At 41.5% G+C, this 25,786-nt stretch carries 24 protein-coding genes; 17 read left to right on the forward strand and 7 right to left on the reverse strand.

The features are described from left to right. Positions 1–96: 96 nt before the first annotated feature. The gene (locus H1A14_RS19850; protein ID WP_194778053.1) at positions 97–2,847 is read left to right on the forward strand and encodes a M16 family metallopeptidase; all 2,751 of its coding nucleotides are present in this window, start codon (positions 97–99) and stop codon (positions 2,845–2,847) included. Between the two features lie 65 nt (positions 2,848–2,912). Here H1A14_RS19850 and H1A14_RS19855 read toward each other — a convergent pair whose 3' ends face one another. The 4 genes from H1A14_RS19855 to H1A14_RS19870 form a co-directional block, all read right to left on the reverse strand. After that, on the reverse strand, positions 2,913–3,641 hold the full coding sequence (locus H1A14_RS19855) for a succinate dehydrogenase/fumarate reductase iron-sulfur subunit (protein WP_194778054.1): 729 nt from the start codon (positions 3,639–3,641) through the stop codon (positions 2,913–2,915). Further along, a complete protein-coding gene (locus H1A14_RS19860) occupies positions 3,641–5,572 on the reverse strand; it encodes a fumarate reductase/succinate dehydrogenase flavoprotein subunit (protein ID WP_194778055.1) in 1,932 nt (643 codons plus the stop codon). Before H1A14_RS19860 ends, H1A14_RS19855 begins: the two co-directional genes overlap by 1 nt. 25 nt (positions 5,573–5,597) lie before the next feature. After that, positions 5,598–6,401: a universal stress protein gene (locus tag H1A14_RS19865; RefSeq protein WP_194778056.1), complete on the reverse strand. Its 804-nt coding sequence runs from the start codon at positions 6,399–6,401 to the stop codon at positions 5,598–5,600. A 247-nt stretch (positions 6,402–6,648) separates the two neighbouring features. Then, positions 6,649–7,875 carry a 50S ribosomal protein L11 methyltransferase gene (locus tag H1A14_RS19870; RefSeq protein WP_194778057.1) on the reverse strand — a complete coding sequence of 409 codons (1,227 nt, stop codon included), beginning with the start codon at positions 7,873–7,875 and terminating at the stop codon, positions 6,649–6,651. A 211-nt stretch (positions 7,876–8,086) separates the two neighbouring features. Here H1A14_RS19870 and H1A14_RS19875 point away from each other — a divergent pair, with 211 nt between their 5' ends. From H1A14_RS19875 to H1A14_RS19905, 7 genes are all read left to right on the forward strand, one after another. After that, positions 8,087–8,302 carry a hypothetical protein gene (locus H1A14_RS19875; RefSeq protein ID WP_194778058.1) on the forward strand — a complete coding sequence of 72 codons (216 nt, stop codon included), beginning with the start codon at positions 8,087–8,089 and terminating at the stop codon, positions 8,300–8,302. After that, positions 8,274–9,617: an MBL fold metallo-hydrolase gene (locus H1A14_RS19880; protein ID WP_317174912.1), complete on the forward strand. Its 1,344-nt coding sequence runs from the start codon at positions 8,274–8,276 to the stop codon at positions 9,615–9,617. The genes H1A14_RS19875 and H1A14_RS19880 overlap by 29 nt, the downstream gene beginning before the upstream one ends. Positions 9,618–9,705: 88 nt before the next feature. Beyond that, the gene (locus H1A14_RS19885; RefSeq protein ID WP_194778059.1) at positions 9,706–10,581 is read left to right on the forward strand and encodes a sterol desaturase family protein; all 876 of its coding nucleotides are present in this window, start codon (positions 9,706–9,708) and stop codon (positions 10,579–10,581) included. After that, positions 10,578–10,847 (forward strand): hypothetical protein, encoded by a 270-nt coding sequence (locus H1A14_RS19890; RefSeq protein WP_194778060.1) that lies wholly within the window; start codon positions 10,578–10,580, stop codon positions 10,845–10,847. Before H1A14_RS19885 ends, H1A14_RS19890 begins: the two co-directional genes overlap by 4 nt. Positions 10,848–11,034: 187 nt before the next feature. Then, positions 11,035–11,370, forward strand: coding sequence for a rhodanese-like domain-containing protein (locus H1A14_RS19895; RefSeq protein WP_194778061.1), 336 nt, complete (start codon positions 11,035–11,037; stop codon positions 11,368–11,370). 340 nt (positions 11,371–11,710) lie between these two features. Then, positions 11,711–11,875, forward strand: a complete 165-nt coding sequence (locus H1A14_RS19900) for a hypothetical protein (RefSeq protein ID WP_194778075.1) — start codon at positions 11,711–11,713, stop codon at positions 11,873–11,875. After that, positions 11,818–12,009 (forward strand): group II intron maturase-specific domain-containing protein, encoded by a 192-nt coding sequence (locus H1A14_RS19905; protein WP_228527889.1) that lies wholly within the window; start codon positions 11,818–11,820, stop codon positions 12,007–12,009. Before H1A14_RS19900 ends, H1A14_RS19905 begins: the two co-directional genes overlap by 58 nt. Positions 12,010–12,189: 180 nt before the next feature. On the opposite strand, the gene H1A14_RS19910 is transcribed toward H1A14_RS19905, so the two are convergent. The 3 genes from H1A14_RS19910 to H1A14_RS19920 all read right to left on the reverse strand — a co-directional run bounded on the left by H1A14_RS19910 (position 12,190) and on the right by H1A14_RS19920 (position 16,342). Further along, on the reverse strand, positions 12,190–14,178 hold the full coding sequence (locus H1A14_RS19910) for a WD40/YVTN/BNR-like repeat-containing protein (RefSeq protein ID WP_194778062.1): 1,989 nt from the start codon (positions 14,176–14,178) through the stop codon (positions 12,190–12,192). A gap of 157 nt (positions 14,179–14,335) precedes the next feature. Next, positions 14,336–15,400: a hypothetical protein gene (locus H1A14_RS19915; protein WP_194778063.1), complete on the reverse strand. Its 1,065-nt coding sequence runs from the start codon at positions 15,398–15,400 to the stop codon at positions 14,336–14,338. 180 nt (positions 15,401–15,580) lie between these two features. Then, positions 15,581–16,342 (reverse strand): hypothetical protein, encoded by a 762-nt coding sequence (locus H1A14_RS19920; RefSeq protein ID WP_194778064.1) that lies wholly within the window; start codon positions 16,340–16,342, stop codon positions 15,581–15,583. A gap of 857 nt (positions 16,343–17,199) precedes the next feature. Here H1A14_RS19920 and trxA point away from each other — a divergent pair. From trxA to H1A14_RS19965, 9 genes are all read left to right on the forward strand, one after another. Continuing rightward, on the forward strand, positions 17,200–17,520 hold the full coding sequence (gene trxA, locus H1A14_RS19925) for a thioredoxin (RefSeq protein ID WP_194778065.1): 321 nt from the start codon (positions 17,200–17,202) through the stop codon (positions 17,518–17,520). 83 nt (positions 17,521–17,603) lie between these two features. Further along, positions 17,604–19,022 (forward strand): MBL fold metallo-hydrolase, encoded by a 1,419-nt coding sequence (locus H1A14_RS19930; protein WP_194778066.1) that lies wholly within the window; start codon positions 17,604–17,606, stop codon positions 19,020–19,022. 145 nt (positions 19,023–19,167) lie between these two features. Then, the gene (locus tag H1A14_RS19935; protein ID WP_228527890.1) at positions 19,168–20,535 is read left to right on the forward strand and encodes an OprD family outer membrane porin; all 1,368 of its coding nucleotides are present in this window, start codon (positions 19,168–19,170) and stop codon (positions 20,533–20,535) included. A gap of 30 nt (positions 20,536–20,565) precedes the next feature. After that, the gene (locus H1A14_RS19940) at positions 20,566–21,147 is read left to right on the forward strand and encodes a YeeE/YedE family protein (protein ID WP_194778068.1); all 582 of its coding nucleotides are present in this window, start codon (positions 20,566–20,568) and stop codon (positions 21,145–21,147) included. A gap of 22 nt (positions 21,148–21,169) precedes the next feature. Further along, the gene (locus H1A14_RS19945) at positions 21,170–21,664 is read left to right on the forward strand and encodes a DUF6691 family protein (protein WP_194778069.1); all 495 of its coding nucleotides are present in this window, start codon (positions 21,170–21,172) and stop codon (positions 21,662–21,664) included. A 382-nt stretch (positions 21,665–22,046) separates the two neighbouring features. After that, positions 22,047–22,832, forward strand: a complete 786-nt coding sequence (locus H1A14_RS19950; RefSeq protein WP_194778070.1) for a hypothetical protein — start codon at positions 22,047–22,049, stop codon at positions 22,830–22,832. A 129-nt stretch (positions 22,833–22,961) separates the two neighbouring features. After that, the gene (locus H1A14_RS19955; protein ID WP_194778071.1) at positions 22,962–23,711 is read left to right on the forward strand and encodes a DUF2490 domain-containing protein; all 750 of its coding nucleotides are present in this window, start codon (positions 22,962–22,964) and stop codon (positions 23,709–23,711) included. 296 nt (positions 23,712–24,007) lie between these two features. Beyond that, on the forward strand, positions 24,008–24,700 hold the full coding sequence (locus H1A14_RS19960) for a DUF4304 domain-containing protein (protein WP_194778072.1): 693 nt from the start codon (positions 24,008–24,010) through the stop codon (positions 24,698–24,700). A 161-nt stretch (positions 24,701–24,861) separates the two neighbouring features. Beyond that, on the forward strand, positions 24,862–25,770 hold the full coding sequence (locus H1A14_RS19965) for a hypothetical protein (RefSeq protein ID WP_194778073.1): 909 nt from the start codon (positions 24,862–24,864) through the stop codon (positions 25,768–25,770). The last annotated feature ends 16 nt before the right edge of the window (positions 25,771–25,786 follow it).

Below are 25,786 nucleotides of genomic sequence, written 5' to 3' on the forward strand. Positions count from 1 at the left end.
ATAAAACCGTTTAAGATTTTTTAACAGTTAAATTCTATGGAAATTAAAGATTAAATCATTAGTTTCATAGGATTTCTAATCCTAAACCAATTAAATATGAAAAAACTAATATACAGGTGTACAGGATTTATTTGGTTTCTTGGTTTGTTGTCTGTTGCCCAAGTTGCTGAGGCTCAACAGAACCAATTACCGGATCCAGTAAAAGTGACCACTGTAGAGGGGATCACGGAGTATGTTCTAGACAATGGCTTGAGGGTTCTGCTTTTTCCCGATCAAACCAAGCAGACCATCACAGTCAACATCACCTACTTGGTAGGTTCAAAGCATGAGAATTATGGGGAAACCGGCATGGCGCACTTGCTGGAACATCTGGTTTTCAAAGGGACTCCAAGACACCCAGACATTCCAAAAGAACTCACTGAAAGAGGTGCAAGGCCCAACGGGACCACTTGGACAGACCGGACCAATTATTTTGAAACCTTCACCGCATCAGAGGACAATCTGCGATGGGCTTTAGATCTTGAGTCCGATCGGATGGTCAACTCCTTCATTGCTCAAAAAGACCTCGACAGTGAAATGACCGTAGTGCGAAATGAATTTGAATCAGGGGAAAACAATCCATGGCGGGTGCTCTGGCAAAGGATGATGGCCACTGCTTTTGAGTGGCACAACTATGGCAAATCGACCATTGGGGCACGTTCTGACATTGAAAATGTACCCATTGAGCGGCTTCAGGCATTTTATCGCATGTATTATCAACCAGACAATGCGGTGCTCGTAGTGGCTGGAAAGATAGATGAAGAGAAAACCATCCAAATGGTCAATGAGTTTTTTGGGCCTATTCCAAGACCGGAAAGGGAATTGCCTAAGTTCTATACCCGTGACCCCGACCAAGATGGAGAACGTACCGTAACGGTGAGGAGGGTAGGAGATACCCAGTGGGTTGGTGCCGGCTACAAAACCGCTGCTGCTTCCCATGCAGATGCTGCCCCAATAGAAGTCCTGAGTGAAGTGATGGGCAGTTCTCCTTCTGGCAGGCTGTACAAGGCACTGATTGATACCAAGAAAGCAACTTCTACTTTTACCTATAATTTTCAGTGGAAAGATCCGGGGATTTTCCTCGCTTTTGCAGAATTACCAAAAGACAAAATTCTGGACGAGGCACGTATCTCTATGTTGGAAACCTTTGATGATGTCATTACAAACCCCATCACGGAAGCAGAGGTGGAGCGAGCCAAAAACACGCTGATCAAGCAAATAGAGTTGTCTTTCAATTCTTCAGAAAATATCGGCCTTCAGTTGAGCGAATACATAGGTGCCGGAGATTGGCGACTCCTCTTTATTATGAGGGATAGGATCAAAGAAGTCAACCAAGCGGATGTTCAAAGGGTTGCCGAGACCTATTTGAAACCAGACAACCGAACTATCGGTATGTTCAAGCCGGTAGAAAAACCTGATCGTACCAAAATACCGGGCGAAGTGGATATCGCTGCTTTGGTGGAGGGTTATACCGGCGGTGAAAGTATCGCTTTGGGAGAGGAATTTGATCCTACTCCATCCAATATCGATAGCCGAACTGAAAAATATGAGTTAGCCAACGGCATGAAGGTAGCCTTGCTTCCCAAAAAGACAAGAGGAGAATCGGTCAATTTTATGGCGACACTCAGATTTGGAAATGAAGATAACCTGAAGAACCAAGGCAAAGCAGGGAATTTTGCTGCCAGTATGCTCAACAAGGGAACCAAGACAAAAACCAGAGAGCAGATCAAAGATGAACTCGATAAATTAAAAGCCAATGTAAACATCTTTGGCGGAGCCAGTTCGGTTTCAGTTTATGCCATGACTACCCGCGAAAATCTGCCTCAAGTGATGAACTTGCTAAAAGAAATGTTACGGGAATCCATTTTCCCCCAAGAGGAATTTGATAAGGCCATCGCTGAAAATATCACGGGAATTGAATCCCAAATGAGCGAGCCTACTTCTATCGCCTACAACAAACTTTCCAAATACCTCAATCCTTATCCAAAAGAAGATCCTAGGTATGCCGAAACATTTGAGGAAAATTTAGCTTCTCTAAAAGCCCTCAAACTGGAGGAAGTCAAAAGATTCCATGCGGATTTCTATGGAGCCGATCAGGGGACCATGGGTATGGTGGGTGATTTTGACGCAGAAGAGATGAAACCGATCATCAAGGATTTGTTTGAAGACTGGAACAGTCCGGCGGCTTACACCCGCTTGGCTGGTAAAATCAAGCAAGTTCCTGCCTTGAATGAAAACATAGAAACGCCTGACAAAGCCAATGCCTTTTTCCTGGCCCAGCAGCAAATCGAATTGAGCGATGCCCATCCTGATTACCCTGCATTGGTATTGGGCAACTTTATGTTGGGCGGAGGTTTTCTGAACTCCAGACTTGCAACCCGGATCCGTCAAAAAGAAGGTTTAAGTTACGGTGTGGGATCAGGCTTCTATGCCGGATCCATTGATCCTATCGGTACCTTCCAAGGATATGCCATCTATGCACCTGAAAACGTGGAAAAACTAGAGGCTGCCTTTAAAGAGGAGATTGAAAAAGTGCTCAAGGAAGGATTTACCGAAGAAGAAATAACTGCTGCCAAAAGCGGATGGCTACAAAGTAGGTCTGTAAACAGGGCACAGGACAATTACCTCGCTTCTACACTAAATGGCAACCTGTTTTTGGATAGAAATATCCAATGGGAGCAAGAGCTTGAAGATAAAGTTGCTGCCCTGACAGCTGCACAGATTCATGAGGCCATGAAAAAACACCTAAAGTTGGAGAACATGTCCATGGTAAAAGCGGGAGATTTTGCAAAGGAAAATGAAGATTAAACTATCTTTCTAATGATTTAGACCTGTCAGGATTTAAAAACCTGATAGGTCTTTTTTTTGCCTGATCATTTAAAATACTCCCTGTTCATGGTAGCGATATGGCTGATGGAGATACCCTGCGGACACTCCACCTCGCAGGCACCAGTACTGGAACAAGCCCCAAAACCCAGTTCATCCATTTTTTTCACCATACTCAGCACACGTTTTTTTCTTTCCAGTTTACCTTGAGGCAGTTGGGCAAGGTGACTGATTTTGGCAGCGGTAAAGAGGGCTGCGCTTGCGTTTTTACAGGAGGCCACACAGGCCCCGCAACCGATACAGGCTGCAGCGTCAAAAGCAGCTTCTGCAGTATCTTGTGATATCAGAATGCTGTTCGCTTCGGGAGATTGCCCGGTGTTGACAGAAATAAAGCCTCCGGCGGCAATGATCTCATCAAAGGCAGACCGGTCCACTTTCAGGTCTTTTTGAACAGGAAAACCGGAAGCCCTGAAGGGTTCTATGAAAATGGTATCCCCGTCCTTAAAGGCCCGCATGTGTACATGGCAAGTGGTAATCTGATCATGAGGACCATGGGCCCGGCCGTTTATAAACAGGCCGCATTGGCCACAGATACCTTCCCGACAATCATGGTCAAAAGCTACAGGCGCTTCCCCATTTACGATGAGCTTTTCATTGAGCATGTCCAGCATTTCCAAAAATGACATGTCAGGCTCCACACCCGAAAGCTCATAATCCACCAGGTTACCTTTGGTATGTCTATTGGGCTGACGCCAGATTTTCAGCTTAAAATGCATTACTTGTAACTCCTTTCTGTTGGTTGTATAAATTCAAAGGTTAGCGGTTCCTTTACAAGAACCGATTTGCCTTCCACCCTATGCCAGCAGGAAACAAAAGAAAAGTCCTTGTCCCGCCGTAAGGCTTCCCCATCCGCAGTTTGGTACTCCTCTCTAAAATGCGCCCCGCATGATTCCTCCCTGGTGAGGGCATCTAAACACATCTGCTCACCGATCTCCAGATAATCAGCCACCCGTCCGGCTTTTTCAAGTTCGTCGTTCATTTCTTGGGAATGACCGGGGATCATGACGTTTTGGTTAAAATCCTCCCGCAGTTCTTTGATTAGGGCAATGGCTTTTTGGAGTCCTTCGGCACTTCGGGAAAGTCCACAGTGGTCATAAAGCAGTTTCCCCAATGCCTTGTGATAGTGGTCCACACTTTTTGTTCCCTTGATAGCCAAAAGCTTATCTAAGCTGGCCTTTAATTGATTTTCCGCACGCTCAAAAGCTGGTGTATCGGTACTTGGTACATTTTCCTTAGGCAAGCTGGCCAGAAAATGGGGCAGTGTATAAGGAATGACGTAGTATCCATCCACACAAGCCTGCAGGAGGGAGTTGGCTCCAAGCCGATTGGCACCATGGTCAGAGAAATTGGCTTCACCCAAGGCATATAAACCCTTGATATTGGTACTCAGCTCATAGTCCACCCAAAGTCCCCCCATGGAAAAATGTGCTGCAGGAGAAATGAGCATGGGGGATTGGTAGGCGTTGATGCCGGTTATTTTTTCATAGAGGTCAAACAGGTTGCCATATTTTCTTTTGATGGTAGCCTTTCCCTGTTCCCTGATGGCTTCTTCAAAATCCAAGTAAACGGCATTTTTCATTTTCCCCACACCAAATCCCGCATCAATCCGCTCCTTGGCCGCTCTGGAGGAAATGTCCCTAGGTGCCAGGTTGCCAAATGATGGATAGCGGCGCTCCAGGTAGTAATCTCTTTCTTGTTCCGGAATTTGATGAGCTGGTCTTGATTCGTCTTTTTTCTTGGGCACCCAGATCCTTCCGTCATTTCTTAGCGATTCCGACATCAAAGTAAGCTTGGATTGGTAATCTCCCGACTGAGGAAGGCAGGTAGGGTGGATCTGTGTCCAACTCGGGCAAGCTGTCAAGGCACCTTTCTTGTGGGATCTCCAAATGGCGGTACCATTGCAGCCCATGGCTAAAGTGGAGAGATAATAGATTTTGCCAAAACCCCCAGTAGCCAGTAAAACGGCATGGGCGGCATGTCTGCTGATCTTTCCATTGTCCAGGTCTCTGACCAGAATGCCACGCGCTTGGCCACCTTCCACCACCAAGTCGAGCATCTCATGTCGGGTATGGCTTTTTACATTGCCTAATCCGACCTGACGCATCATGGCTTGGTAGGCGCCCAAGAGCAACTGCTGTCCGGTTTGGCCCCGTGCATAAAATGTCCTGCTTACCTGCACTCCGCCAAATGAGCGGTTGTTCAGATAACCGCCATATTCACGGGCAAAAGGTACCCCTTGTGCAACAGCCTGATCGATCAGGTGTGCGGAACATTCGGCCAGCCGGTACACATTGGCTTCACGTGCACGGAAATCTCCCCCCTTGAGGGTGTCAAAAAACATCCGGTAGACACTGTCACCATCGTTTCGGTAATTTTTTGCCGCATTCACGCCTCCCTGTGCGGCTACCGAATGGGCCCTGCGGGGAGAATCCTGAAAGCAAAAAGTACTCACTTCATAGCCCAATTCTGCCAAAGATGCAGCTGCTGAAGCCCCGGCCAAACCGGTACCCACCACAATGATTTTGAATTTTTTACGGTTGTTTGGGCTGACCAAACGGGCTGTTTTTTTAAAATTGGACCATTTGTTTTCCAAGGGTCCAGGTGGTACTTTGGGATCTGGAACAAATGAGGTGGAAGGATCAATCATGGTAATTTACATCTGGGAATAGTAATCATTTGATGACCAAGAGCGGCACATGGGTATGGTAGGCCATCTGCATGCTGGCGCTTTTGTTGAAGATGTATTCAAAAAAAGATTTTTGTTTGGAAAACATGACCAGCAGGCAATGAGGAATATCCTTAAGGTATTTTTCCAACCCTTTTTGAAGGTTATCTGCTTTTAAATTTAAATGGGTGAATTTTTCATCTGGATATTTCTCTCCTAGATAAGACATCAAACCTTTGAGGGTCAGCGACTTTTCAAAACCTTCATCGGTATCTACATGAAGGATTTCATAAGGAAGGGCTGTTTTTTGGGTCAATTTAAACATTTTGTGAAAAAATTTCTCGTCTTCATGGTGGAGTTCTACGGCCACGGTGATCTCCCTGAGGTCTGAATAACTGCTGTTGGTCGGCACCGCAAGAACCGGTACCTGACTGTCTTTGATGACATGGGCGGTATTGGAACCGATCAACACTTTTTTGATGCCGGAAGCTCCCTGAGTTCCCATGACAATCAGATCATAATCTTCCCGGTAGGCGGTGGAGGTGACCGCAGTGGCCACTGTTCCGTGGATGATCTTGGAATCTACCTTGACACCTTGAAACTCGGGACTTGCCAAGAGTTTTTCCATTGATTCATTGGCATCTTTTTCCAATTGGTCCAAAATGACCGCAGCTTGGGCCGCGAAGTCATATACGCCGTAATAAGCATAAAGCAACGTGATGGATGCGCCATTGATTTTGGAGATTTTCAAGGCAAAGTCAAGTGCTTTGTCAGCATTGTCTGAAAAATCCGTTGGAACTAATATTTTCATATGTTTTAATTTTTGGGTTTTTAGGGTTGCTGTCTTGAAAATCGATCATTTAGGTTTTCAAGGTAACATTAGCCCAATTTAACCAATCCATGATGAAAATAACATGATTAAAGTCAGTTTGGCGAAAGATGGGCATTCTTTTGGGAATTGACGCTCTGCCGAATTCAGAGGTGGATATGTTGAATTAAGCTGGCCTGAGTCTTTTGAATCCCGGTCAAAAGGTGATTGATTTTTTATTTGACCTGCTTTATTTCGTGGAATGAACCTCTATTCGAGAACCCTGATCAGCATCATACCTGTATGTCAAGTCAAATGTATCTCCCTGATTTACTTTTAGGGATGTATTGGGTAAACAAATTTTGCTGATCCAATGGTTGCCAGGACTTACTTTTTCGGGCAGGGTAGAGAGGGTCACCGAAGGGCTGAGTACCGCCTCAAAACAGATCATCAGTCCGTTTAGAAGCCCCGTTTTTTTCACTTCAAACTGTGTTTTGACTTCCAAGTCACTTCCTTTTGTCTTTTTCAAGAGGAGTTCGGCCAACAAAATGGGCTCGCTAAGAAAATTCCAGTTTTGGGTACTGGCTGGATTGTGGAGGATATGGGATGGATGGTCCAACGGTTCTGATAGGGAAGAAAAGTCCAATTGGTACCAATTTTTCCAGTTTTGGATGTGATTTTCAGTAAAAAAATGCCTTTCCAGAACCTCTGAGGGTATGGTAAGTGGCAGGGCAAATAGCTTAAGGGTATGGGGGATTATTTTGCCCTCCGGTTTAAGCAGCCGATTCACCGCGTCCATCACCGTGGTCAGGATATTTTCTTCCAAGGGGTCATTGCCGATGATTTCTGCAAGGATCACATCTGCTTTTTCCTTCAATTCCAGCTGGCTGGCATTGCCCTCAAAAACTTCAATGGTTGAGTCCAGCTTATTTTTACCAAACACCATTTCAGCTTTTTTCGCCATGGCCGAAACCCGCTCAATGGCTATGACCCTATTAGCCCCTGCCTGGGCAGCCATGGCAGCCAAAATACCGGTACCGGTTCCGATGTCCAATACCAGATCCCCGGATTGGACAGTTTCTTGAATGGCTTTTTGAAATACCTGGCAACGCATTTTGTCATTCAACATCCTGAGATGCACCTCAGGTCCTTCAAAACTTCCCGGAGCGACTTGGGTCAAAAGTGCTCCCGCATATTCCGGGTCCACCAGAAATCCCCGATCATAGAGCTCTTGGATTTTTTGGGTCAGTTGGATCCATTCAATCTTGTTTTTGGTCCATCCGTTCAGGGCTTCGATGCCCTCTGCCAAAGATTTTGGGTTTTGAAAAATAAAAAGAACCGCCAAAACACTGGCATCAGTGGGAAAATCGCGTTCCCCTTTTTCCAACACTACCTTTGAACTTGACACATAGCTGATCTTAATGCCAGAGACGGTTTGTAGCTTATGGTTGCTGGATAAAGGCACGTGGGTTGACAAGGGAATTGATTTTAAGGTTAAGGTAACAAAAATCGAGGTTAGGTCACTGGATTATTCTATCGATTTTACCAAGAGCATAGGCATTTTAATAGTAAATGATCTGGGATTGGGCTGGGCCTAAATAAACCGCACCTAAAACCCAATAGGATATTTTATCTGAGAAATCCACCGGCCTATTCGGAAAGTTGTACCTAACAATGATTTGTCCTACGTGCAGAATGGAGGATACTCAGAAAAATCAAAATCAGAAACTTTAGATGGAAAGAGAGGGTTTTTTAAAAAAATCAACATGCTTGGTGTAACATTGATCACCAAACATCAAGGAGAAATGCCGTATTTTTGTTTAAATACCCAATGGCAATTTCTTGCTTTTGGAGAATCAATAAAAACAAATCAACGTGAACAACTGGAATATAAAACAATTTGAAGATAAAGGATTGGCTCATTTTTCTTATGCTGTATGGAATGAGGATCATATGATACTGGTGGATCCGGGAAGAGATCCCAAGGATTATTATGACTTTGCATCCGAAACTGGTGCAAAGATCATTGGAGTGATTGAAACGCATCCCCATGCTGATTTTGTCAGTTCCCATCTTGAAATCCACCATCAGACCGATGCCACCTTGTATACAAGTAGCTTGTCGGGCGTGGATTATCCCCATCAGGCATTTGATGAAGGGGATGAAATCATGCTTGGAGATAAAGTGAGCTTTAAGGCCCTCCATACCCCTGGACATTCTCCAGATAGTATTTCGGTGGTGCTGGAAGCAGATGGTCATCCTGTGGCGGTATTTACTGGAGATACTCTTTTTATAGGAGATGTGGGCAGACCAGACCTTAGGGAAAAGGCCGGGAAGTTACAGGAAAAACGAGAATCACTTGCCCGGGCAATGTACAAGAGTACCCGTGAGAAACTGATGACTTTGCCAGACGAGGTGTTGGTCTATCCAGCACACGGAGCGGGTTCATTGTGTGGCAAATCCCTGAGTGATGCCCAGAGCAGCACCATAGGCGCTGAGAAAAGAAACAATTATGCCTTGCAGGACATGGATGAGCAAGCCTTTGTCAAATTGATCCTCGCCGATCAGCCTTTTGTTCCAAAGTACTTTCCATTTGATGTTGAGCTCAATAGAAAAGGGGCTCCGGCATATGCTACCGGCGTAGAAAATGTCCCTCTGTTGGAAACTAATTTTCACACTGAAACAGGGGATCTTTTGATTGATGGCCGCCCTGCAGATCAGTTTAAAAAATCCCACCGAAAAGGAGCGATCAACCTTCAGGATGGAGAAAAATTTGAAACCTGGTTGGGAAGCATCATAGGCCCGGAAGAAACCTTTTACTTGTTGGCCGAAAACAGGATCAGCCTCTATACCCTGATCAAAAAAGCAGCAAAAATCGGGTATGAAGGCCATATTAAAGGCGCGTTTATTTACGATTTAGAAGAAGACGAGGCATTTGAAGCCTTTGACCAAAAAGCTTTTGATCAAAACAAAGCACAATTCAGGGTAGTGGATGTGAGGAACAAAAGTGAGGTAAAGGGTAAAACCTTTGAAGAAACCGTTAACATTCCCTTGCATGAATTGAGAGAACGGATCCATGAAATCAAGGGAGAAAAGCCCATCGTGGTCCACTGTGCAGGTGGCTACCGATCCGCTGCGGGGAGCAGCATCATCAAAAAACTCCTTGACGATCGAAAGGTCCTTGATATGAGCGAAAAGATCAAAGAATATACTGATTGATTGCTGAGTTGAAGGCCTCTTGTTTTGTAGAGGCCTTTTTTTGAGGAAAAAGGAAATTCTGCTTACCTACCAATCCCTTTCTTAAACCATGAATAAGTATCTGGAAATAATATGGAATGGCTATACCGGATATTGGAATTATCTGGTCAATGAGCTTTTTCATCCCACATGGCACAACTATTTCTGGTGGCTGGTTGGCCTTTCTTTGACAGTCTGGCTTATGGAAATCGTTTTTCCATGGCGGAAGCATCAGGCAGTATTCAGAAAGGATTTTTGGCTGGATGGCTTTTACATGTTCTTTAATTTTTTCCTTTTTTCATTGATTGCATACAATGCCATTTCCAACGTGGCTGTGGAAGCATTCAATGATTTCCTTGGGCTATTCGGCATCACCAACCTGGTTGCCATAGAAGTCAATTCCTGGCCGAGATGGGGACAATTGCTGCTTTTGTTTGTGGTAGCTGACTTCATTCAGTGGAATGTGCACCGCATGCTGCATAGGGTTCCTGCACTTTGGGAATACCACAAGGTCCATCATTCAGTGGAACAAATGGGTTTTGCAGCTCACCTTCGCTTTCACTGGATGGAAACCATCATTTACAAATCTATCCAATATGTGCCTCTTGCTATGATTGGATTCGGACTTGAGGATTTCTTCATCGTTCACATCTTTGCCACTGCCATAGGCCACCTCAACCACTCCAACCTGAAAATCAGTTATGGGCCATTGAAATATGTGTTGAACAATCCACAGATGCACATTTGGCACCATGCCAAAAAAATACCGAGAGGCAGCTATGGGGTAAATTATGGACTTACCTTAAGCGTATGGGATTACCTGTTTGGTACGGCTTATATTCCCCATGAGGGCAGGGATGAACCTCTCGGTTTTGAAGGGATGGAAGAATTTCCCCAGACTTTCTGGAAGCAGGTGAGCTATCCCTTTTTAATAAAAAGGAAATGAAAAAAACACTGAACAGTTGGCCTTTGGTGGTCATCCTCTGTCTTACACTGGGTTTGGCGCCTTTCAGTCCGGAACCTCATGTTTGGGGCAAACTCAAATGGATAGCTGGAGGTGCCAATGGGATGGCGGTGATAGATTGGCTTGATTTCTTTTTTCATGGGCTGCCTTGGGTGCTATTGGTAAGGTTGATTGTGGTTTCTTTCAGGAAGTCAAACAAAAAAGGTGAGCATTTGAAGGTGAAAGGCACTAGGTTGGGTAACTTTTAACATTCCTCATTCATAACGCCCCACTCGTAAATCGCAATCCGTCAAACGGTATAACTACACCACAGTGAAGGGGACTTCAAAATAACTGGACAACAGGACAACAACAAAACCTTGTGTGACATTGATTACCTTTTTTGACCTGAGGAGCCGTTAAATTTGTGTACATAAACGCTAAAAAAAAAAGCACATGTTCAACATATTTAAAAGCAAACCCAAGGCATATCAAAACGTGTCGGCTGAGGATTTTCACAAAGAAATGGGTAACAAAGGCACTGTTTTGATCGATGTGAGATCAGCAGGAGAATTCGGTTCAGGTAAAATCAAGGGAGCCAGAAACCTGGATGTGATGAGATCCGATTTTAACAAGCAGATCCAGCATTTGGATAAAGACAAAACCTATCTGTTGTATTGCCGAAGCGGCAACAGAAGCGGGCAAGCCTGTGCCATTATGGCTGAGGCTGGTTTTACCCAATTGAAAAATCTCAATTCAGGATTGATGGGATGGCCTTACGAGTTGGTTTAGACTAGGATTTAATTCCTTTAATGAAAAGCAACCCGAAATAGGGTTGCTTTTTTGCTTGTATGACGTGCATGCCTGAAAAGACAATGGCCTCTCTGCGTTTTTTGCGTAAAAAGTACCTTTATGCGCTTTTTGCACCCCAATTGCCTAGGGGTTCCGGCATAGATACGTTAGGGCCTCGTAAGGGTCTAGTATAGGATACGTTAGGTTTTGGCTAAATTCTAAGAAACTGTATTACTATTTCAAGTGTAATGAGGACTTGAGTCGATCCTCAATCGGGAGAAGCAACCTGAACGCAAACGTAAAAACCTGATCAGATTGGGGGTAGACCAAGACCTTGCCTATGCATGGAAGGACTCAGCGTAAAGAAAACTTCCGAGGGAAGTTTTTAGCTGAGGGCCTGGCAGTAGGGGAGGAAGAAAAGGGGGATGGGCAGTGGCTCCGCGTCCGATGGCAATATTGCTCAATCCAAAGATACGCGGGTGGATTCAATATGATGGGAAGATAAGCCGCAGAAGTTTAAAACCTGTGTTTTATTACCTGCACCACCGAATGATCAGATGGATTCTGAATAAGTACAAAAGCTTCAAAGGAAGCAAGGTCAAAGCAAATAAATGGCTTAGGCAAGTGACGGTTTCTTAGCCAAACCTGTTTTATCATTGGGAACTGGGATACAAATTAGTCTAACAAAATGGACTATCCGACTGCATAAGAAGAGCCGTAGGAATCGAGAGGTTCACGTACCGTTCCCCGCCTGATCGGACGGGCAGGTGTGAGAGGTATAGGGGTGGGATTCCCATTTACCTACTCGAATACCTACAGTTATTTTTCATTCAGTTTCTTTTTATACAAATAGTCAGCAATTTTGAAGATTGCATAATTCTTATCTCGGGCAACTTCGTTGAAGAATTGTCCATTTGTTATTTCATCAATTTGTTGTCCAAAAAGAATTGAGTTTGTACGGAACTTCAATCCTTCAAAGTCCACTATCCAAGGTGTATATAGATAGTTAGGCTTGTCATCCGAATTTTCAACTATTAATTTGTTACCGTTTTGAAATACAATGATGATTCTTCTCCAATCCGTTGTTGTACTCCAATTTCCATAAGATTGCCAAAAAGCATTATTGATTTCTTCATCACTCAAAGTGAATAACGAGTCTGCGACTGACTTGTAAAAATTGAAATCTGTTTTTTCTCCTGGAAATGTGTACAAGTTCTCAAAGTCAAAACGGTCTATGCCTGATTTATTTATGCGTTGCTCTTCTTTATCAATAAACTTTTTAAACTCGTTAATGTCATTTTCTGTAATGTTCAAATCAGTCAAGGAAACATTTGAGAATCGTGATTTGTCTATTACATTAATAATCCGTTCTATTTTAGCTACTTCGATTTCATTGTCTGCACGGGAAAGATATTTTGAAGACTTTGTTTTTTTATCTACTTCATATTTATCTCCCTTTTTAATGTAAGTTCTTAATGAATTGTCAGAATGGAAACAACCTTGACTGCCATTTTCAAAATGAAATTCTTTTACATCGAGGTCAGAAAAGAGGCTTTTGGGTAGGTTATATTGATTCACTGACTTTTGTATATAGTCTAAGGCGTAGTATTTATTTAAGCTTCTGTCAGCCAATATCATTTTGTCGTCAAATAAAGTAGCATTGGCAATAGAGAAATCCACAGTCATAAATCGATACCATTGCTTTTTCTTCTTGTCAAAACGTAAAATATCTTTATTCTCAAATCCATATTCTTCACCTTCAAAGCTTAATTTGAAGTAGGGTTCTTGAATTGGAATTTCATCTGTAAATAACTGAGAAACTATAAATTCATCACGATTAATCTTATAAATACTTTCAAAAGTCAATACGAAAAGATTGTTGTTTCTTATACCGATTGCTCTTGGATTATTCTCAAGCGATTTACTTGATTGCCAAGTTTTAATAAAATTGATATTATAAAGGCTTGTACTCAAATCTTGATTGATTGTGAAAAGGTTTTCATTTTCAGAAACTTCAAAATCAATTACTTCTGGCAAGTAAGTCCAATCAATAGAATTTGATTTAGTAATAAACACTCTACCTTGCTGATTGATGATATAGTAGCTTCCAAAAATTCTTATTTTCCTAATGTCAGGTCGGTCTTCTTTCGAAAGTCTTTCATACTTTCCTTGACTTAAAGGTGTTGGTAGTTTTTCCCAACTTTGGCAGTTATCAGTTGTTTTGTAAAGTACGTTCCAAAAAGAGCCAAACAATCCTGTTTGTTCATCTTTTGCAAAATGAATAGTTGAAAATCTTAATGCATTTTCATTTCCTGCCTTATCAAACGATTTCCAATTTATCCCACTATTTTCGGAGTAATAAATGAGTTGCGAATTTCCGCTCATCCAAGCTTTTCCGTTGTTGTTGATGTATGCCGCATCAATCCAACTGCTTTTCCCAAATTTTACCTTTTCCCAATTCTTTCCGTGATTCCCTGACCAAAAAACAAAGTCTTGCTTTCCACCTTCTTGAATAAACCCTGAAATCATCAGAGTATCTTCAGAAAAGAAATTTACTCTCTCAAAAGTCTTTCCTGAACTAAAATTATATGGGTCTAACGAACCATAAGGTCCGATGTGCCATAATTCTCCGATTTGTTTGGTGTAGTAAATGTTTCCCGCTTTGGTCGCTACCCAAATTTCTTCGGTTGGTGAAACCCCAAGCTCTGATACTCCTCCTGAAATTGATAATCTTGATAAATATTCTTCTTGTCCAAAAACTGTCAATGGCAGAATGAAAATTGTCAATATGGGCAGTATCTTTCTCAAAATTGTGGGTAACATTTCTCGTGTATGAGCCGTTGCGTGTCTCGTCACGAACCATTAAAAGTATAAAACTCCGATGGAAAATCCCCGAGGATTTTCCAAAGAAGCACAGACCAAGCAATGGCTTATACACGGTGTTGTGTTTTCGTACTTTTTGTTCCTAAAGAACTTGGTTGAACCATTCAATTGATACCATTCCTTCTAATTTTACTAATTCAGTCAATTTTCTTGAATGTTTTAATGGATGACGTATTTGACTTAATTGGTTAAAATATTTTTCAGTTGCATCTTTAGTTTTAAAAATTTGTTCAAAATGTCGCCAATTTGAATCTTTTAAAATAACCAACTTTAAATGTTCAATATCTGCAAATTCAATCGCATTTTTTAATGATTTGTAATCATCAATATTTTCACGTGGATGTTGGTCAACGTGTTGTTTAATTCTTCTTCGTATGTCATTTTTTGGACTCCCTGTGATTATGTCCTCATAATTTTCTTTTCCAGTTTTCTTTACTAGAGTGTCAACGAAAAAATTTCTCAATTTATGCTCAATAACATCAACTTCATTTTCAATTAGTTTTCTTTCGGACACGACACTTTTAGCGACTTGATGATTCCCTTTAATTTCTTCCGCTTTTTTAGTTATTTGCTCAATATAATATTCAGCCAATCGTTCTCCGTTAAGTTTACCTCCTTGAGCATAATTATCAATTTGAAAATGAATAGGTTTTTCTAAATTTTCAAAAATAAAATCTACGTAAGTTATGTTACCTCTTGTCCTTATACGTGCATTTTTCAAATCTTTTAAGTCGTATTTCGTATTTAGATTGGAATTGACACCAAATGTTGCAGAATCGATGCAAAAAATACTAACAAAAAGATTTTCTCCCTCAACTTTAAATGTTAAGAGCCATAAAAATCTATTTTCATTATGATGCTTGTTTAATTCTTCAAGTCTTTTAAAATTTTCAACATCTGTGCTTGAATGAATTTCAGTACCGTCACAAATACTATTTATTCCATAACCCCAAAAGTCCCCGGCAAAAAGCTTTGATTTTTTGCACTGGGTTTGAACAGTTTGAATATTTATTCTTTGAGCTGTTTTAATATGCATTGCTCTTGCACCAGACCCAGTATTGCCAGTTATTGCGATGAAATATTCATCCATTCTTTTATTCAGAATTTCAGAAAACTGACTTTCAGAAATGTGTTGTTCTTTACTCACTCGGTTTTTTGTTTTGAAAGATGTTTATGGTTTCCGCAGTATGAAACGTTAATATAAAAGAGGGCAGCGGATTTAAAAGCCAGTAAACTATCCCCCGAAACCGAAACCAGTGAAAAGAACTGAGGGCTCCGCTACCACTGAACCTGCTGCTCTTTTTTATATAGTGTTAGCAACTGAATTTCATAAATTATACTCTTTGGTCATAACTTCAAACACTTTATTCATTTTGACCATTCCTTTTAACCATCCATCAGTAGACATTTCATCTTCAAAAACAAAATTATATGATTTACGGTCTAAATGTCTCCATATTAATGTAGCCATAGTCATGAATTTTCCATAATACAAATGAGACCTTGGATACTCTCCAACTTCATCTTTAATTCTTTCTGACAAAAATTTACCAGGGGAGACAAATTTATCTATACTATATCTATTAGAATACATCTTCAAAAGACCACTCTTTGACTTTCTACTTTTATGAGCTACATAATTTCGTAGTGCATAGGCTTCATCAATTTGATTTAATAGTTTCATTTGAAACTGGTCAAAAGGATTATTCTTTTCAGAAATAGTCTTTTTTGCTATCCCCTTCAATTCTGATGAACTTGTAATAGATAAATAACTAAGTCCGTTAATAATAGCTGCAGAATTATCAAAACTAATTTTATTTGGCAATTCTAAGTCAAGAAATTTAGATATTTGACTTGTATCTATTGCGACACAATACACCAAAATATTTTGAATAAACGTTTCCCATTCCGCTATGTGTTTAACCAAAAAAGCTTCTTCAAGTAAACAAATATCATTTTCGCTAAACAATTTCGGATTTTCTGAAACCTTATTAAGAAGTTGATTATAAGAAAGGGAAGCATTATGAAATTCAATAACAAATTTCATAAATGGGTCAAATTGAATTTTATTACGGTCGCTTTCTTTCATTATTTAGCTGCTAACTAGCAACTAACCCCAACCCATTGAGGTTATATCGCTTACATAAATACCTCATATTTATCAAAACTGCGAATAAGGCAATATTAATATTTGATATTATCTGGGACGGTATAAATAAGGGCCAGATTTCTGATTCCGAGGAACACCCCCCTAAAATAAACGCTTATTTATTTAGCAAAAAATACCCATTTCATAGTATTTTCACTAAAATAGGGCCTAAAAACCCCAAAATCTGAAGCTATGCTGTAAAATTGGGTCTTGATTTTGGATTTCGACTAATTTGCTTAGATACAAACCTTTGGCCTCTTTATGTTTTTAACCTACCCATTCCCCACCAAGCATCATATTTCCGATCACGGTATTTTCCCCCAATAAAAAAGCCCCAACCAAGGGGCTTAAATCAAAAACCAATCAAAATCCAATACATTTTCAATATAACTTACGCTCCAAAATCCGCTTGATCGCCTCATTCATCTGCATCATCCTTTCCATCATCTTCATCATGACCTCGGTTTGTTTACCATCTCCGGCCCTAAAAGTGCGGTTTGTTTGAATGGCAATGTTGGAACCATTAATTGACTCAACACAATGAACAGGTTGAGCTGCCCCGATTTGCAGAGGATCAACTTTTTACCCCTTAATAGAAAAGCAACCATAAACAGGGTTGTTTTTTTGTTTTAGCTGAAACCAAGACCCTGCTGGCTTTTGTTGGTAAAGAAAAACGGATTTCATCACTAACTGTCGAGGAGTCAAGCAAGAATTAACTCCTTCAATGTGACAAAAATTACCGTTAAGTTTTCTTTAACCCCTTACCTTTGTTTCAAGATTCAAGCAAAAACAATCTTATGGAAAGCAAACCAAAATCATTTAACGACCTGATCAACGGTGAACAACCCGTCTTGGTGGATTTCTTTGCCACCTGGTGTGGTCCCTGTCAGATGATGCAACCCATTCTTCAGGATACTGCCTCCCAAGTGGGCGATAAAGTGAAGATCATCAAAGTAGATGTAGACAAAAATCCTCTTGCCGCCAGCAAGTTTCAGGTAAGGGGAGTGCCCACGCTAATTTTGTTTCAAAACGGGAAACCGCTTTGGAGACAGTCGGGGGTGGTACCTACCCATCAGCTGGTCAAAGTGATTCAGGAGCATTTGAGTCAGAAAGTGTAAGCCCATGGTGACTTTTGTCATATTTATTTTCACTCAAAATCAGTAAATTTATTTCAGAAACTAAACCCAAACGCACGATAATTATGATCATAGAACAAATCTACACCGGATGTTTGGCCCAAGGGGCTTATTACATCGAATCCAATGGAGAGGCGGCAATCATTGACCCGCTCAGAGAAGTACAACCGTACATAGAAAAAGCGGAAAGAAGGGGAGCCAAGATAAAATATGTTTTCGAAACCCATTTTCATGCAGACTTTGTCTCCGGACACAAAGACCTCGCCGAGAAAACCGGTGCAGAAATTGTCTTTGGACCTACAGAAATGAAGCTTGGTTTTGATGCGGTCATTGCCAAAGACGGACAAGAATTTGAGATTGGAAAGGCAAAAATCAAAGTGCTCCATACACCAGGGCATACCATGGAAAGTTCTTGCTTTCTGCTGATCAATGAGAAAGGCAAGGAAGAAGCTATTTTCACTGGAGACACCTTATTTATTGGAGATGTCGGTAGACCTGATTTGGCGCAAAAGGTGATCAAGGAATTGACCCAAGACAAACTTGCCGCTCACCTTTATGATTCATTGAGGAATAAAATCATGCCACTTGCAGATGATCTTGTGGTCTATCCCGCCCATGGCGCAGGAAGTGCCTGTGGCAAAAACATGAGCAAAGAAACCAGTGATACCCTTGGCAATCAGAAGCGAACCAACTATGCGCTGCAGGAAATGACCAAAGAAGCGTTTATTAAAGAAGTAACAAGCGGTTTGACACCTCCTCCGGCTTATTTTCCGGAAAATGTGATGCTAAACATCCAGGGTTATGACAGCATTGACGAAGTTTTGGAAAGAGGGACCAGAGCACTTTCTCCGCTGGAATTTGAAGTCGCTGCCAATGAAACCGGTGCGCTTATTCTGGATACCAGAGGGCCACAGGTTTTTGCCCAGGGTTTTATCCCCAACTCAATCAATGTAGGAATTGACGGCAGTTTTGCGGTTTGGGTAGGAACTTTAGTGCCGGATTTGAAACAGGAAATGTTGATCGTTGCCGAACCTGGCCGGGAAGAAGAAGTCATTACCAGACTCGCAAGGGTAGGGTATGACCATGCCATAGGCTATCTGAAGGGCGGATTTCAAGCTTGGGTAAAAGCCGGCAAAGAAACGGATTCCATTATTTCCATCAAGGCTGAAGAACTTGCCTTTCTGCAGGGTATGCAAGAAGTCAATATTTTGGATGTCAGAAAGGAAAGTGAATTCAAAAGCGAGCATGTCATCGGTGCAGAAAATGCCCCGTTGGATTTTATCAATGAAAGCATGTTGAAGATCAACAAAGAAAAGCAATATTATGTCCACTGTGCGGGAGGTTACCGATCCATGATTTTCAACTCGATTCTTCGGGCTAGAGGATACGATAACCTGGTTGATGTAGCAGGGGGCTTCAAGGACATCAAAGATTCCGAAAAATTCAGGATTTCTGAATATGTTTGTCCTACCACCATGTTGTAGCATGCCAATCATCAAATACAAAAAAAGGCAAGACGCAGTTCTTGCCTTTTTTGTTTTACATCCTGTGTGATTTTCATCACTGTCTCCCAATCCAATTTCTGGTTCCTTTGTAGGTATGTTCAGGTGTGTAAAAGTCCTTTTGGTAATGTTGGGGATTGCAGGCTTTTCTGCACAGGCAGCTTTGGTGCCTCAGGACAGTCTTGGGATGGCCGACAAAAAAAAGACTTTTGCAGAGGTGATGAGGGAGGGGGAGTTGGATTTTCATTTCAGGAGCTTTTACATGGCTACTTCCAACAAGGGTGAGCTTCTGAATTACAGTACGTTGGGGGTTGGGGCAGGAATAGGATATACCAGCCCATCCTACAAGGGTTTTTATGGTGGATTCAGTGGTTTCTTTGTATTTCAACTCTTTGAAAACAATCTCAGGATACCAGACCCCATTACCGGAAGTACCAATCGTTATGAAATTCTGCTATATGACATGAACGACCTTTCGAATAGCCGTGATTTGGATCGGTTGGACAACCTGTTTCTCGCCTACAAAAAGGAGGGCACCAAAATCACCTTTGGCAGGCAGCGGATCAACACCCCTTTGCTCAATGAGCAGGACAACAGGATGCGACCCAATATATTCAGCGGGATTACCTGGCAGCAAAAATGGAAAAATTGGGAACTATTGACCGCTTGGTACCAACATGTCAGCATGAGGGGTACAGTGGATTGGTATAGCATTTCAGAATCATTTGGGGTGTATCCATTTGGTAGAAATGTATTTGGGACTTCATCCCAGTACAAAGGAAACATTAACAGCAAAGGAATAGGCTTAATTGGTTTGAAGTGGCAAAAGGATTCCAATCGACGCATACAGGCATGGAATTATCTGGCAGAAAATGTTTTCAACATGACCTGGTTACAGGGAGACTGGGTGATCGATGGGCCCAAAATCAGTTGGGATTTCGGTACGCAGGGATTTTACCAAACTACCATAAGGACTGGAGGAAACCCTGATCCACTCAAATCCTACATCATGCCTGGAGAAAAATCCTATGGTTTTGGGGCTAAAATAGGGCTTCATGATGACAAACAGGCATTTTCACTCAATGTTTTGGGCATTTCGGATAGTGGTAGATTTCTCTTTCCCAGAGAATGGGGCCGAGAGGGATTTTATGCCAGTCTTCCCAGAGAGCGTTTTGAAGGCAATGGAGGTGTGATGGCCATTTCAGCAAAATATGACTGGAGGCTGGTCTCCAAAGGATTGAATGGCACCTTGGCGGCAAGCTCGGTCAAAAATCCAGATATCAACGACTTTGGACTCAACAAATACGGGGTGCCTTCTTACTATCACTTCGTCGGGATGGTGGATTATCCATTAACCGGTGAACTGGAGGGCTTGGACCTAAAATTTCTGGTGGTGAACAAAACTGCCAGACATGCTGAAACCATTCCCGATGCCTTCAGGATCAATCGGGTAGACATGTGGAATTTGAACTTAATTCTGGATTATCGATTTTAAATAAAATAAACTTTACAATTAACCATTTCTATGGAACAATTACTCATTTGGATCAAACAACCCTGGCCATGGTACGTAGCCGGGCCAATTATCGGCTTGACGGTACCTGCCTTATTGCTTTTGGGAAACAAAAGTTTTGGAATCTCCTCTTCTTTAAGACACATGTGTGCAGCCTGTTTCCCAGCTAAAATCCCCTTCTTCACCTACAATTGGAAAAAAGAAAACTGGAACCTTGTATTTGTACTTGGTATCATGATCGGAGGATTTGTAGCGGCAGTATTGCTGTCCAATCCTGACAGTATCGTAGTAGCAGAGCGTACCCAAGAGGACTTGAAAGCTTTGGGAATCACTGATTTTCACAATTTGTTACCCGTTGATATTTTCAATTGGGAAAACCTATTTACGCTAAAGGGGCTGGTCTTTTTTGTGTTGGGTGGATTTATGGTTGGCTTTGGAACCCGATATGCCGGAGGATGTACCTCAGGACATGCCATCATGGGTATCAGCAACCTTCAGTGGCCTTCTTTGGTTGCCACCATATTCTTTATGGTAGGAGGATTTGTGATGACCCATCTTATTTTGCCTTTGCTCATTACATGGGTAGGCCTTTAAGCAATTAAACTCAATTTTAGCTATGGAATTAGTAGAAAAAAATACAAAAAATCAGCAACCCATCGATTGTGAAGCACCCAACATGCAGGCAAAAGGGGAACAGGGCCTAGCTTTGTTGAAGTACCTTGTCGTGGGTATTCTATTCGGAATCGTTTTTGTCAAAGCCGAGATCATCTCTTGGTTTAGGATTCAGGAAATGTTTCGGTTGCAATCCTTCTACATGTATGGAGTGATCGGTTCAGCCATTCTGGTAGGATTGGTTTCAATACAGTTAATCAAGCGTTTCAACCTAAAAACCATCAATGGTGAGGCTATCCATATTCCGAAGAAAGAATTCCGGAAAGGCCAGATCATAGGTGGTTTTATCTTTGGATTGGGCTGGGCATTGACCGGTGCATGTCCCGGACCTTTGTTTGCACAGATAGGTAGTGGATTTACCGTCGTGGCGGTAACACTGCTGAGTGCGGTAGCCGGAACCTGGGTTTATGGCCGATTTATGGATAAGCTTCCCAATTGATTTGTTTTAAAAAACAATATGGAATTTATGTAAGGCAAAAAGCATCAACCTGCTTTAAAAAGGATGGTAGTTTTTAAAGCTATAGATTTTACCAGAAAAATAGAGGTGGTTCGCAAATCGATCTGCCTCTGTTTTTTGTTTTAGAAATCAGATTCCAATGAGGATGAAAGGATCCTGACTGGACGCTGAAAATGTATTCAGAACTAAAGCCGTTCCTTGTTTTTCTGTATTTTCATTTTAACGGATAGATGGATTCACGGATTATTGATCCATGCAAATTTTGGTACTTTTAATAATTGAAAAGCCTTAAAATCAATAGGTTATAAAACACCTTTGAAGGTAGGAATGAGGTAAATTTGGGTATAACAAACCCGTTTACCCTATGAAAAAGTCCATGAATGTTTTGCTTTCCTCTTTGGTGGTGCTTTCGATGTTTTCAGCCTGTAGTCCTACTATATATTCATCCGTTGGCCATAATTCTCCTATGTTTACCGAAAAAGGTGAGGTGGTTTTCAATGCTAGCCATGCTTCAGTTGACGTTGGCCCGGCGATTTCAGGCGGTGGTGATACTGGAAAGGGGATTGCCTTGCAAGCGGCCTATTCCATAAGTAACAAGTTGGCGGCAATCGGAAGTTTTTACTCGATGGGCAACACAGGAACAAGGGATAAAGACGAATGGTCAAGTCAAGGCAATTATGGTGAGATTGGGTTTGGCCTATATGGAACTGGACCTTCCAAGAAGTTTGGATATGAAATTTATGGTGGCATGGGCACGGGTTCAATCAAAAACAAACTGGACAACAAGGAACACATGGATTTGACCTTCATTAAGCCTTTTGTACAGCCCTCGGTCGGTTTTCTCTCAAGGTATTTTGATATTTTGTTTACCCCGAGATTGGCCATGTTGAGTCTCCGTGAACAATCCTTTTTGTTTCAGGATGAAAGTTACAGTTTAAGTGCCAGGCGTTTTTTTGACCAAAGCAATAATTCGGTAGTTTTTGAACCTGGAATAACCATAAGGGCAGGGTATGAAAACCTCAAATTACAGCTTCAATACGCCTACACCACTTTCCAACCAAAAAATCTAGAAAATGGAACTGTGCAACAGGATTTTTTTTCAATTGGAATCCACATACTGATTTCCAAACGCTATATGCAGAACCAATAAGCTTGAATACGCAGTTTTCGTTGTTTTAGCCTTCCCTATTTGAGCCTTAAAAATGACCGAATTCTAGGCTTAACCTTATTTTTCAGATAAATTGCAGGTAGCATTTCCGTTTAGGCAAAATACCTCAATATGAAAGCAATTCTATTTTTTTTGGTTTTTTGTACATGTATATCCCTTCGGGCTCAGCGGCAAACCGATCTCAATACAGAGGTATGGTATGGTCTCATGACTTCTGGTCAGATTGCCCCGAATTGGTCCCTGTGGTTGGATGCGCACCATGTACCCGAACTTTTTTTGATTTTCCGATCGGGATTGACTTTTCATACCGAAGACCAAAAGCTGGCCATAACCCTTGGCTATGCCCAATTGGATTTGACTGCCCCATTTTCTGATGGAAGCTTGGTGAGGCCGGAGCACAGGCCTTGGGGTCAGTTGGTTTACCGATTGCCCAGCAAATCCGATTTTTCAGTAAGTTTTCGATACCGTCATGACATGCGTTACAGAGCGGACTTGGGTGTAAGTGAAGTGATGGATAGTTTTTCCCTCAACCACCGCATGCGGTTCAACAACAGCCTACGGTACAACTGGAAAAATGCGCTGAGTCCGCATTTCAATTTTTCCAATACCCTTTTCAATGAATCCTTGGTAACCATAGGGCCCTCAGCAGTGGATAACCCCTTTGAACACAGGATTTTCATGTTGTTCAGTTTTCAAAAAAGGACTGTCACTGTATCACCGGGATACCATATCCGTATGGCTACTCCCAATCCGGAAGTCCTGAGGATCAACCATGGTTTTTTTCTTTGGGTCACCATAAATTACCAATTCAAAAATTTCAAAAGACACACACTCAAAGAGTTTCCAGGAGACCATATTTGATGGGGAGATTGACCTTATACCCGGGTTGTTTGGAAATTTAAACTGATCAGAGGTACATTCAGGAATTACTTGGACACCACTCCAGCAAGACTACGGAGATATACACCTTTGCGAGTGAAGAAAAGATCAAAGAGATCAAATCCCCATTTGATGATCTTTAAAGAAAAAATCGGTATAATTAAACCCTGATAAAAATCCCCACTTATCAGGCTTATCCCTCTCAATTTGGGGTGATAAGCCTGACCAGGTCAGGGGTATAAACAAGTTACCGGCAAGCATAACGACACAGACTAAAAATGACACCAGAAAACTTAAAGACTGACTTTGACGAAATATTTAAAGGAGTAATCATTCCCTTCTTTAAGGAATTAGGTTTTAAACGTAAGACACAACACTTTGCTCGACAGACAAACGACATTACTCAGTGTTGTAATGTTCAGAAAAGTCAGTGGAACTCATACCACGACAGTTTGAGTTTTACATTTAATCTGGGTTTTTATAATGAAGCAATCAGAACTCTTTCCTGGGGACAAGAAATACCAACTGACTTTCCCAAAACTACTGACTGCTTCATACAAGACAGACTTGGAACCTATTCTCATAAACATGATAACTGGTATGAACTAAGTAAACGTATTGACAGAAACAAAGTAGCCGAACGAGTTAAAAGCGACCTTGAAAATTATTTAATGCCACTTTTTGACGACTACAAATCGCTTTCGGATCTTAAACAATTTTCAGAGAGAAATACAGGTTTTCTTCTATCACCATACGGACAAATTGTATTTCTAATGATGACTGGTCAAATAGAGAAAGGAAAGCAATTTATAAAAGAGCAATACAAAATTGCATTGACACCCCAAACAACTACACAGACAATTAACTATCCAGACGGAAGAAGTGAAGTAAAAACATCAAAGCCTTATATAAATCAAAGCTATGTTGACAATATTGAAAGGCTTGCAAAACAATATGACATCGGACTATAAATCAACAAGAATGCCAGCCGGTAACACGGGTTTTGCGTCAGGCGGAGTGACGATCAAACTTGAAGCTTTTTGCTTCTATTCAAATTCAGTGCGGGTTGACAGTTTTGTGCTCCGAAACCCGCCCGAACGCAAAGCCCGATCCCGTTGTGTGCCATTAAAAAATGAAAGAACTGCTGACATTAATACTTATGTTTTCAATATTTAAATCAAATTCCCAAAATATTTTCTTCGGTGAATACAAGAAGCCTGCGTTGCTTCAAAAACTTGAAGAGTACCAAAAACCTAACGGACAAACTTGGGAATGGCTCGGCTTCTACATTGAGTATGACCACCACTACTCAGCGACACCTTTGGACGTTATACCATTTGCAGGGACTGGTGGAGACGGAATACATTTCGGATTCCTAACAGACTTTGGGACAGCTAAAGACTTGAGCAATGCCCCAATAGTTTGTGTAAGTCCGTCAAACGACCCGCCAATAAAATTAGTAGCTAAAAATCTTACCGATTTTTTGGGCCTTGTTGTTACGATAGGTCAAGCGGAGTTTCTTGATGAAGATTACAAAACAGAAGAAGAAATAAAAACTCGACTTCAAGAATGGGATGAAGTATCAGAAGTGGACTGGAAAGGAAATCCTCTTCCAAAAGATGAGATAAGACAAATGAAACAGAGGACTGCCGAGATACAGCAAGGCAGAGTCCTACTCGGCAAAGTGCTTAAGGGGCAATTCCAAATTGACCCAATGACTAGTGTCAGTCAGTACATCAAAGACCTGAGAGATTTGCGAAAGAAAGAAATAACGATTGAGACTTCGGACGACATTGGAATTAAGTACCTGACAGAAAAATTGATCATTGACGGTTTTGATTACAGCATTAAGGACAGTAATATAGTAAAGGACTATCTCGACAAAGCATCTGAAGCCAAGCGACTAAAATTCTATCGAGACGCAACATACCATTACATTCTCAGCAATGACTATGACAACGACATTAAGAAATTAATAATTGAAGCATTAAAAAAAGACGGTTATAAACGGGAAGCCCAAATACTTGAAAAGAAATATTAAAAGAAAAACGGCACAC

Source organism: Pararhodonellum marinum, assembly GCF_015354735.1.
Lineage (GTDB): Bacteria > Bacteroidota > Bacteroidia > Cytophagales > Cyclobacteriaceae > Pararhodonellum > Pararhodonellum marinum.

Bases quoted from the DNA above. Each gene is read 5' to 3' on its own strand.
- H1A14_RS19850 (WP_194778053.1), top strand. From the start codon at position 97: ATGAAAAAACTAATATACAGGTGTACAGGATTTATTTGGTTTCTTGGT.
- H1A14_RS19855 (WP_194778054.1), bottom strand. From the start codon at position 3,641: ATGCATTTTAAGCTGAAAATCTGGCGTCAGCCCAATAGACATACCAAA.
- H1A14_RS19860 (WP_194778055.1), bottom strand. From the start codon at position 5,572: ATGATTGATCCTTCCACCTCATTTGTTCCAGATCCCAAAGTACCACCT.
- H1A14_RS19865 (WP_194778056.1), bottom strand. From the start codon at position 6,401: ATGAAAATATTAGTTCCAACGGATTTTTCAGACAATGCTGACAAAGCA.
- H1A14_RS19885 (WP_194778059.1), top strand. From the start codon at position 9,706: ATGAATAAGTATCTGGAAATAATATGGAATGGCTATACCGGATATTGG.
- H1A14_RS19890 (WP_194778060.1), top strand. From the start codon at position 10,578: ATGAAAAAAACACTGAACAGTTGGCCTTTGGTGGTCATCCTCTGTCTT.
- H1A14_RS19895 (WP_194778061.1), top strand. From the start codon at position 11,035: ATGTTCAACATATTTAAAAGCAAACCCAAGGCATATCAAAACGTGTCG.
- H1A14_RS19900 (WP_194778075.1), top strand. From the start codon at position 11,711: ATGCATGGAAGGACTCAGCGTAAAGAAAACTTCCGAGGGAAGTTTTTA.
- H1A14_RS19905 (WP_228527889.1), top strand. From the start codon at position 11,818: ATGGCAATATTGCTCAATCCAAAGATACGCGGGTGGATTCAATATGAT.
- H1A14_RS19920 (WP_194778064.1), bottom strand. From the start codon at position 16,342: ATGAAAGAAAGCGACCGTAATAAAATTCAATTTGACCCATTTATGAAA.
- trxA (WP_194778065.1), top strand. From the start codon at position 17,200: ATGGAAAGCAAACCAAAATCATTTAACGACCTGATCAACGGTGAACAA.
- H1A14_RS19930 (WP_194778066.1), top strand. From the start codon at position 17,604: ATGATCATAGAACAAATCTACACCGGATGTTTGGCCCAAGGGGCTTAT.
- H1A14_RS19935 (WP_228527890.1), top strand. From the start codon at position 19,168: ATGTTGGGGATTGCAGGCTTTTCTGCACAGGCAGCTTTGGTGCCTCAG.
- H1A14_RS19940 (WP_194778068.1), top strand. From the start codon at position 20,566: ATGGAACAATTACTCATTTGGATCAAACAACCCTGGCCATGGTACGTA.
- H1A14_RS19945 (WP_194778069.1), top strand. From the start codon at position 21,170: ATGGAATTAGTAGAAAAAAATACAAAAAATCAGCAACCCATCGATTGT.
- H1A14_RS19950 (WP_194778070.1), top strand. From the start codon at position 22,047: ATGAAAAAGTCCATGAATGTTTTGCTTTCCTCTTTGGTGGTGCTTTCG.
- H1A14_RS19955 (WP_194778071.1), top strand. From the start codon at position 22,962: ATGAAAGCAATTCTATTTTTTTTGGTTTTTTGTACATGTATATCCCTT.
- H1A14_RS19960 (WP_194778072.1), top strand. From the start codon at position 24,008: ATGACACCAGAAAACTTAAAGACTGACTTTGACGAAATATTTAAAGGA.
- H1A14_RS19965 (WP_194778073.1), top strand. From the start codon at position 24,862: ATGAAAGAACTGCTGACATTAATACTTATGTTTTCAATATTTAAATCA.